Origin of the sequence: Burkholderia sp. E168m23 (assembly GCF_016586125.1) — a bacterium.
GTDB lineage: Bacteria > Pseudomonadota > Gammaproteobacteria > Burkholderiales > Burkholderiaceae > Burkholderia > Burkholderia orbicola.
Map to the genome: position 1 here is coordinate 1 of NZ_BCPP01000483.1, position 5,299 is coordinate 5,299.

Annotated in this window: 5 protein-coding genes; 1 reads left to right on the forward strand and 4 read right to left on the reverse strand. The window is 67.2% G+C overall.

Going from position 1 to position 5,299, the window contains the following annotated elements:
• Together JMF90_RS22640 and JMF90_RS22645 are read right to left on the reverse strand one after the other, a co-directional pair.
• Positions 1–605, reverse strand: a 605-nt coding sequence (locus tag JMF90_RS22640) for a branched-chain amino acid ABC transporter permease (protein ID WP_201325451.1), incomplete at its 3' end; no start/stop codon positions are given.
• Positions 606–675: 70 nt separating this feature from the next.
• Positions 676–1,884, reverse strand: coding sequence for an ABC transporter substrate-binding protein (locus JMF90_RS22645; RefSeq protein WP_023476392.1), 1,209 nt, complete (start codon positions 1,882–1,884; stop codon positions 676–678).
• 229 nt (positions 1,885–2,113) lie between these two features.
• Between JMF90_RS22645 and JMF90_RS22650 the strand changes: the two genes are divergently transcribed.
• Positions 2,114–2,971, forward strand: a complete 858-nt coding sequence (locus JMF90_RS22650) for a FadR/GntR family transcriptional regulator (RefSeq protein WP_011549274.1) — start codon at positions 2,114–2,116, stop codon at positions 2,969–2,971.
• Between the two features lie 174 nt (positions 2,972–3,145).
• Here JMF90_RS22650 and JMF90_RS22655 read toward each other — a convergent pair whose 3' ends face one another.
• Positions 3,146–4,585, reverse strand: coding sequence for an aldehyde dehydrogenase family protein (locus tag JMF90_RS22655; protein WP_201317243.1), 1,440 nt, complete (start codon positions 4,583–4,585; stop codon positions 3,146–3,148).
• Positions 4,586–4,613: 28 nt separating this feature from the next.
• Positions 4,614–5,299: aminotransferase class III-fold pyridoxal phosphate-dependent enzyme (locus tag JMF90_RS22660; protein WP_201325452.1), on the reverse strand; the 686-nt coding region annotated here is incomplete at its 5' end.

Below are 5,299 nucleotides of genomic sequence, written 5' to 3' on the forward strand. Positions count from 1 at the left end.
AGCGCGGCCGTCGCCGCGCCGAGCGCGAACACGAGGCTGAACACGCGCGTCACGTTGATGCCGAGCAGCGACACCATCTCCGTCGACTCGCTGCCCGCGCGCACCGTACTGCCGAGCCGGGTACCTTCGAGTACCCACCACAGCAACGCGGCGAGCACGGCCGTGAAGCCGATCACGAACAGCCGGTATTTCGGGTAGACGAAGCCGCCCCAGATCACGACGCCGTTCAGCGCATCGGGCGGCGGCACGTTGTCGCCGAGCGGGCCCCACGCGAGGATCGCGCACTCCTGCAGCACGAGCGCGAGGCCGACCGTCGCGAGGATGTGGAATTCGTGCTGCTGCGCGTACACGTGGCGCAGCACCAGCTTCTCGACGATCCATGCGAACGCGCCGACGACGAGCGGCACGACCGCGAGCGCGACCCAGAAATTCGCCGACCATTGCAGCGCCTGGTAGCAAAGATACGCGCCGAGCAGATAGAACGCGCCGTGAGCGAAATTCACGAAGCGCAGCAGGCCGAACACGATCGACAGGCCGACGGCGAGCAGAAAATACAGCATGCCCACGCCGATGCCGTTGACGATCTGCAGCAGATAGACGTTCATGGCTTCCGTGTCGGAGAGGAAGGTAACGGACGCCCGCGGCGCGCGTGGCGCCGCGAACGCATGCACGGCGTCACGCGAGCTTGCAGCCCGTCTTGTCGAGCGGCAGGAACGACTGGCCGGAGCTGACGATGTCGGCATAGTCGTCCGCGTTCTTCATCCGGCTCTTCGGCTTGCCCTTCAGCAGGTAGTAGTTCTTCAGCACCTGGTGGTCGCCCTTGCGGATTTCCTCCGGACCCGTGAGCCCGTCGTACTTCATCCCTTCCATCGCCGCGACGACCTTCTTCGGATCGGCGCTGCCGGCCTTCACCATCGCGTCGATCAGGATCTTCGAGCAGATGTACGAGCCCGCGAGGCTGTAGTTCGGGTTCGCCTTGAACGCGGCGTTCGCGCGCTTCACGAGATCGCGGTTCAGCGGCGAATCGATGCCGTGCCAGTATTGCGCGCCGAAATACACGCCGTCGCAGATGTCCGGCCCGAGCGCCTCGAACTGCTCGAGGCCCGATGCCCACGCGAGCAGGATCGTGCAGTTGCGCTTCATCCCGAAGCTGACGGCCTGGCGCAGCGTGTCCGACGATTGCGAGCCGAAGTTCAGGATCAGCAGCACGTCCGGCTGCGCGGCCGCCGCGTTCGTCAGGTAGCCGCTGAACTCCTTTTCGGCGAGCGAGTGATAGCTGTTGCCGACGTGCTCGATGCCCTTCTCCTTGAAGACCGCCTTCGCGGCCGACAGCAGCCCGTCGCCGAACACGTATTGCGGCGTGATCGTGTACCAGCGCTTCGCCTTCGGCAGCATCTGGATCAACGGGCGCACCGTCTGCTCGATCGCGCCGAAGGTCGGCACCGACCAGCGGAACGTCGCCGCGTTGCAGTCCTTGCCGGTGATCTCGTCCGCGCCGGCCGTCGTGATGAACACGCCGTCCGCCTTCTGGACTTCCTTGCCCATCGCCAGCGATTCGGACGACAGGATGCCGCCCGCGAAGAAACGCACGCCCTTCTGCTGCGCGATCTCCTGCACGCGCCGCACGGCCGTCGCGGGCTTGCCCTCGGTGTCGAGCGCCGTATAGGCGAGCGGCGCGCCGAGCACCTTGCCGTATTGCTTGACGGCGAGCTGCATGCCGAGATCGGCGTACTTGCCGTTGGCGGCGAACGGGCCGGACATCGGCACCGGGCAGGCAAGCTGGATGGGCGCGCCCTGCGCGAACGCGACCCGGGACGACATGCTGCCGAGCGCGCCCGGCACGGCCGACAGCGCGGCCAGTTTCAACAGTTCTCGGCGATTCAAGTTGACGCTCCTCATGAGGGGGACACACGCGATACGACCGACTGCCAAACCGTGCCCACGCCACTCTTCGATGCGCGCCGCCGGTTGATCCTATTTATCATGATAAATAGAATGAACCTGATGCTAGAGTTGATCAAAATTGGTGTCAATCAGGCAAAATTCCGTACCCGCGCCGGGACCGATCGTCGACGATGACGCGGGCGCGCGGTCAGACAAAGGAGTCGTGAAGATGGTCATGGACCGAGCCAGGGCGGGCCTCGCGGTCGAAATCAAGCAGCCGAAGCGGGCCGACCTCGTCGCCGAGGAGATCAAGCGGCTGATCACCGAGAAGGACCTGAAGCCGGGCGACCGCCTGCCGCGCGAGGCCGAGCTGCAGCAGCTCTATGCGGTGAGCAAGAGCACGATCCGGGAGGCGCTGAAATCGCTCGAGGTGCAGGGGCTCATCAAGGTCACGACAGGGCCGTCGGGCGGCGGGATGGTCGTCGAGGTGCCGCTCGACCGCACGCTTCAGCTGCTGCAGAACTACCTGTTCTTCAAGGACGTGACGATCGACGACATCTATACGGTGCGCAAGCTGCTCGAACCCGAGCTCGCTGCCGGCGCCGTGCCGCACCTGACCGAGCGCGACTTCGCGGCGCTGGAATCCAACATCGCGTGCTGCGACGGCGGGTCGGGCGTGCACGATCGCGGCCACATGCTGCGTCAGCGGCAGGAGGACACGACGTTCCACGACATCCTCGCGGCCGCGAATCCCAATCCGTTCCTGCGCTTCAGTTGCGAACTGATCAACGAGATGATCCGGCAATTGATCGAGTTCCGGAACGATACGCCGCTCGCCGAGCACAAGCGCTTCGGCGAAGCGAACGTGTCGATCCACAAGGCGATCCTGCAGGCCGCGCGCGAGCGCGATGTCGAACGCGTCCGTGCGCTGATGGTCGAGCACATGACCGAAGCGCCCAAGCATGTGAAGCGGATGAAAGGCAAGCTGCGCGGGCGGCTGATCCTCGATTCCGAGATCCGCCGGCGGGCCGCCGCCGCACCCGTCGCCGAATCCGGTACGGCCGCGGCGGACCCGGAAGAACGCTGAGCGGCGGTACATGCGGCGTGGCGTCGAGGGCTGCAAGGGCCGACCGCTTCGCGGCGGCCCGAGGGCTTCTCCTGCGCCAGAGTGTCGCGATGTGCCGGGCCGGTGCCGCTGAGCGCCGCGCGCGGCACCGGCAGGAATGCACTCGCCGTGCGGTTCGCGCGGGCGATCAGATCGTCATCGCGCGTCGCCTTCCGTGTACCCGGTCGTGCCCTTCGTTTCCAGATACTCGACGAGGCCGAACTCCGCGTATTCGCGCCCGTTGCCCGAGCGCTTGTAGCCGCCGAACGGCGCGGCCGGGTTCCATGCCGGGTAGTTGATGTGGACGTTGCCGACGCGCAACCGCGCCGCGATCCGGCGTGCGCGTTCGAGGTCCGTCGACTGCACGTAGGCCGCGAGCCCGTAGACCGAATCGTTCGCGAGCGCGACGGCCTCGTCCTCGGTCCGGTAGGTCATGATCGCCAATACCGGCCCGAAGATTTCCTCGGTTGCGATCGTCATGCCCGGCGTGACGTTCGAAAACACCGTCGGCCGCACGTAGAACCCGTCCGTCAGCCCCTCCGGCCGGCCGGGGCCGCCGGCGACGAGCGTCGCGCCTTCCTCGATCCCGAGCCGGATGAAATGCTGGATGCGATCGAACTGCGTGCGGCTGACCACCGGCCCGATGCCGGTTTCCGTCGATCGCGGATCGCCGACGACGGTGCGTTCCGCTTCCCGGCGCGCCGCCTGCTCGGCCCGCGCCAGATGATCGACGTGCACGAGCATGCGCGTCGGCGCGTTGCACGACTGGCCGCTGTTGCTGAAGCAGCTACGCGCGCCGCGTGTGACGGCATCCTCGATGTCCGCATCGGGCAGGATCAGGTTCGGGCTCTTGCTGCCGAGCTCCTGGTGCACGCGCTTCACGGTATCGGCCGCCGCCTTCGCGACCTCGACGCCCGCGCGCGTCGAACCCGTGAACGACACCATGTCGACCTCCGGATGCCGCGACAGCGCGTCGCCCACTTCATGCCCGTAGCCATGCACGAGGTTGAACACACCGCGCGGCACGCCCGCTTCGTGCAGGATCTCCGCGAACAGGATCGCGCTGAACGGCGCGATTTCGCTCGGCTTGAGCACCATCGTGCAGCCGGCCGCGAGCGCCGGCGCGACCTTGCACACGATCTGGTTGATCGGCCAGTTCCACGGCGTGATCAGCGCGCACACGCCGATCGGCTCGTGCGATACCAGCAGCGAACCGGTCTGCGTGCTGAAGCGGAACGACTGCAGCGCGCGGATCGTCTGTTCGAGATGCGCGGTGCCGACCGCGGCCTGCATTGCCCGCGCGAACGCGATCGGCGCGCCCATCTCCTGGCTGATCGTCTGCGCGACTTCTTCGTAGCGACGCTGGTAGATGTCGAGGACGCGAGTCAGCAGCGCGACGCGCTCGTCCACCGACCAGCGCGAATACGTGTCGAAGGCCTGCCTCGCCGCGCCGACCGCGCGATCGACATCGGCCGCGCCGCCGATCGCGAGCCGCGCATACGGCCGCGCGGTGGCCGGGTCGATCACGTCGATCGATCGCGCGTCGGCCGGATCGAGCCACTGGCCGTCAATGTAGGACTGTTGTGACGTTCGCATCGAATGCTCCTGAAATGAAGGGTGCCGCTCAGCGCGTCGCCCGTGCGCAGGACTCGACGAGGATGTCGCGAATCTGCGCGACGAACCAGACGATCTCGTCGCGCGACATCACGAGCGGCGGCGAGAACTGCAGGATCGGCGTGCCTTCGTGGTCCACGCCCGCGCGGCACAGCAACCCCGCGTCGAAGATCGCCGGCGCGAGTATCGTCGACACGAACGCCTGCGCGCCGAGGCCCGCCGCCCAGCGGCGCGCGGCCTTGTCGGTCACGAGTTCGAGCGAGTAGTGATAGCCGTCGCCGCGCACGTCGCCGACGCACGGCAGTTCGAGCAGCCCGTCGAGCGTCTGGCGAAACACCGCTTCGTTGTCACGAACGTTCGCAAGTACGCCCTCGCGCTCCATGATCGCGAGGTTCGCGAGCGCGGCCGTGCATGCGACCGGATGGCCGCCGTACGTCGCGCCGTGCAGGAACATCTGCTGCGGCCCGTCGAGCACCGTGTCGACGACCGCGTCGCTCGCGATCACGCCGCCGAGCGGCACGTAACCCGACGCGATGCCTTTCGCGAACGTGATGATGTCCGGCTTCAGCCCGTAGCGCGCCGACCCGAAATACTCGCCGAGCCGGCCGAACCCGCAGATCACCTCGTCGGCCACGAGCAGCACGCCGTGCCGGTCGCAGATGTCGCGCAGGCCGGCCGCGTAGCCGGCCGGCGGCG